This is a genomic window from Enterobacter sp. 120016 (genome assembly GCF_018383635.1).
Lineage (GTDB): Bacteria > Pseudomonadota > Gammaproteobacteria > Enterobacterales > Enterobacteriaceae > Enterobacter > Enterobacter asburiae_D.
On sequence record NZ_JAHAWC010000034.1, the window covers coordinates 1 to 3352 of the forward strand.

Sequence of the window (3352 nt, forward strand, 5' to 3'; positions counted from 1 at the left end):
TCAACCCGTTATTTCAGGATTTTTTCTCTTCAACCGACCGGGTTGTTTGTGAAGTGATTCACATCCGCCGTGTCGATGGAGGCGCATTATAGGGAGTTCTCAGCGGGCCGCAACCGCTAAATGACAGAAAAATGACTGACTGCTGCATTCCACAGCAAAACCCCGCCTTATACCTTTTTACACACAGACTTATCCACAATGATACGAAAAAGTGAAAATGTGCGAGCGTTGCGCAAACGTTTTCGTTAAAATGCTCGCGCTTAACAAGGATGCCCCGTCAGGTGTGTTAGATGAGTTTTTCGCAGGAAAATTCATCTAACGCTCTCTGTAATCGTGAAATCCAGGGGATTTACCATGCAACAACGTCGTCCAGTCCGCCGCGCTCTGCTCAGTGTTTCTGATAAAGCCGGTATCGTCGAATTCGCTCAGGCACTTTCCGCACGCGGTGTGGAGCTGCTTTCTACAGGCGGTACCGCTCGCCTGTTAGCAGATAAAGGTCTGCCGGTAACCGAAGTGTCCGATTACACCGGTTTCCCGGAAATGATGGATGGACGCGTCAAAACCCTGCACCCGAAAGTACACAGCGGTATTCTTGGCCGTCGCGGTCAGGACGACGCCATTATGGAAAAGCATGACATCGCGCCAATCGACATGGTGGTTGTTAACCTCTACCCGTTTGCCCAGACCGTTGCCCGCGAAGGCTGTTCACTGGAAGATGCCGTAGAGAATATTGATATCGGCGGCCCGACCATGGTGCGCTCCGCGGCCAAGAACCATAAAGATGTGGCCATCGTCGTAAAGAGCAGCGATTACGAAACCATTATTAATGAGATGGATGCCAACGAAGGGTCACTGACGCTTGAAACGCGTTTCGACCTCGCCATCAAAGCCTTCGAACACACCGCCGCGTACGACAGCATGATCGCCAACTACTTCGGTAGTCTGGTGCCAGCCTACCACGGTGAAAGCAAAGATCCTTCCGGCCGCTTCCCGCGCACCCTGAACCTGAACTTCATTAAGAAGCAGGATATGCGCTACGGCGAGAACAGCCACCAGCAGGCTGCCTTCTATATAGAAGAAGAGGTAAAAGAAGCCTCTGTCGCGACAGCCCAGCAGGTTCAGGGCAAAGCACTCTCCTATAACAACATTGCCGACACCGACGCCGCGCTGGAATGCGTGAAAGAGTTCAGCGAGCCGGCCTGCGTTATCGTCAAGCATGCGAACCCATGCGGCGTTGCCGTGAGCACCTCTATTCTGGATGCCTACGATCGCGCCTACAAAACCGACCCGACCTCTGCTTTCGGCGGCATTATCGCCTTCAACCGCGAGCTGGATGCTGAAACGGCTCAGGCCATCATCTCCCGCCAGTTCGTTGAAGTGATCATCGCGCCATCCGCATCCGAAGAAGCGCTGAAAATCACTGCGGCAAAACAGAACGTGCGCGTACTGGTTTGCGGCCAGTGGGCAGAACGCGTGCCGAGCCTGGACTTCAAGCGCGTGAACGGCGGCCTGCTGGTTCAGGACCGCGATCTGGGTATGGTGACAGAAGCCGACCTGCGCGTGGTGACCAAGCGTCAGCCGAGCGAACAGGAACTGCGTGACGCGCTGTTCTGCTGGAAGGTCGCGAAGTTCGTCAAATCCAACGCCATCGTCTATGCGAAAGAGAACATGACCATCGGGATAGGTGCAGGCCAGATGAGCCGCGTCTACTCCGCGAAAATCGCGGGTATTAAAGCAGGCGATGAAGGTCTGGAAGTCAAAGGCTCCGCCATGGCTTCTGACGCCTTCTTCCCGTTCCGTGACGGTATCGACGCGGCAGCCGCTGTAGGGATCACCTGCGTGATCCAGCCTGGCGGCTCAATCCGCGACGACGAAGTGATTGCCGCCGCCGACGAACACGGCATTGCGATGATCTTCACCGACATGCGCCACTTCCGCCATTAATTCCCGGAGCTGAAAATGAAAGTATTAGTAATTGGTAACGGCGGACGCGAGCACGCTCTGGCGTGGAAAGCGGCGCAGTCTCCGCTGGTGAAAACGGTCTTCGTGGCACCGGGCAACGCCGGTACCGCCCTGGAGCCGACGCTACAGAACGTCGCCATTGGCGTAACCGACATTCCGGCGCTGCTGAGCTTTGCCCAGAGCGAGAAAATCGACCTGACCATCGTCGGCCCGGAAGCGCCGCTGGTGATTGGCGTCGTTGATGCATTCCGCGCTGCTGGCCTGACAATCTTCGGCCCAACGCAAGGTGCCGCGCAGCTGGAAGGCTCCAAAGCCTTCACCAAAGATTTCCTCGCGCGTCATAACATCCCGACGGCGGAATATCAGAACTTCACCGAAGTGGAGCCAGCCCTGGCCTATTTACGTGAAAAAGGCGCGCCGATTGTTATCAAGGCCGACGGTCTGGCAGCCGGTAAAGGCGTGATCGTGGCGATGACCCTCGAAGAAGCAGAAGCCGCGGTTCAGGATATGCTGGCGGGCAACGCCTTTGGCGATGCGGGCCACCGCATCGTGATCGAAGAGTTCCTCGACGGTGAAGAGGCCAGCTTTATCGTGATGGTCGACGGCGAGCACGTTCTGCCGATGGCCACCAGCCAGGACCACAAGCGCGTGGGTAATGGTGATTCCGGCCCGAATACCGGCGGGATGGGTGCTTACTCCCCTGCTCCGGTAGTGACTGACGAAGTACATCAGCGCACCATGGATCGCGTCATCTGGCCTACCGTGAAAGGGATGGCGGCAGAAGGCAACACCTACACCGGTTTCCTTTACGCAGGTCTGATGATCGACAAGCAGGGTAACCCTAAGGTTATCGAATTCAACTGCCGCTTTGGCGATCCGGAAACGCAGCCCATCATGCTGCGCATGAAATCTGACCTGGTGGATCTGTGCCTGGCGGCCTGCGAAGGCAAGCTCGACGAGAAAACCTCAGAGTGGGACGAGCGCGCGTCTCTGGGCGTGGTGATTGCTGCGGGTGGTTATCCGGGCAACTACAACACCGGGGATGAGATCCACGGCCTGCCGCTGGAAGAGATTGACGGTGCGAAGGTGTTCCATGCCGGTACGAAGCTGGCTGAAGACGATCGCGTCCTCACCAACGGCGGACGCGTGCTGTGTGCAACCGCACTGGGTCATACCGTGGCAGAAGCGCAGAGGCGCGCCTATGCGCTGATGGCGGATATTCACTGGAACGGCAGCTTTAGCCGTCAGGATATCGGTTATCGCGCAATTGCGCGCGAGCAGGGCGAGTAATTTCACACCCTAACCCTCTCCCTGTACGGTCCGGGGACATGGTAGACAGGTGTTCGGGGACATGGTGAACACTTTTTAACATCCTTTACCCATGGTGATC

At 56.7% G+C, this 3352-nt stretch carries 2 protein-coding genes; both read left to right on the forward strand.

Features of this window, described 5'->3' with window-relative positions; translation table 11 throughout:
- The first annotated feature begins 354 nt into the window (after nt 1-354).
- On the forward strand, nt 355-1944 hold the full coding sequence (gene purH, locus KIF87_RS22955) for a bifunctional phosphoribosylaminoimidazolecarboxamide formyltransferase/IMP cyclohydrolase (RefSeq protein ID WP_213330834.1): 1590 nt from the start codon (nt 355-357) through the stop codon (nt 1942-1944).
- Nucleotides 1945-1959: 15 nt separating this feature from the next.
- Nucleotides 1960-3252 carry a phosphoribosylamine--glycine ligase gene (gene purD, locus KIF87_RS22960; RefSeq protein WP_213330836.1) on the forward strand — a complete coding sequence of 431 codons (1293 nt, stop codon included), beginning with the start codon at nt 1960-1962 and terminating at the stop codon, nt 3250-3252.
- The last annotated feature ends 100 nt before the right edge of the window (nt 3253-3352 follow it).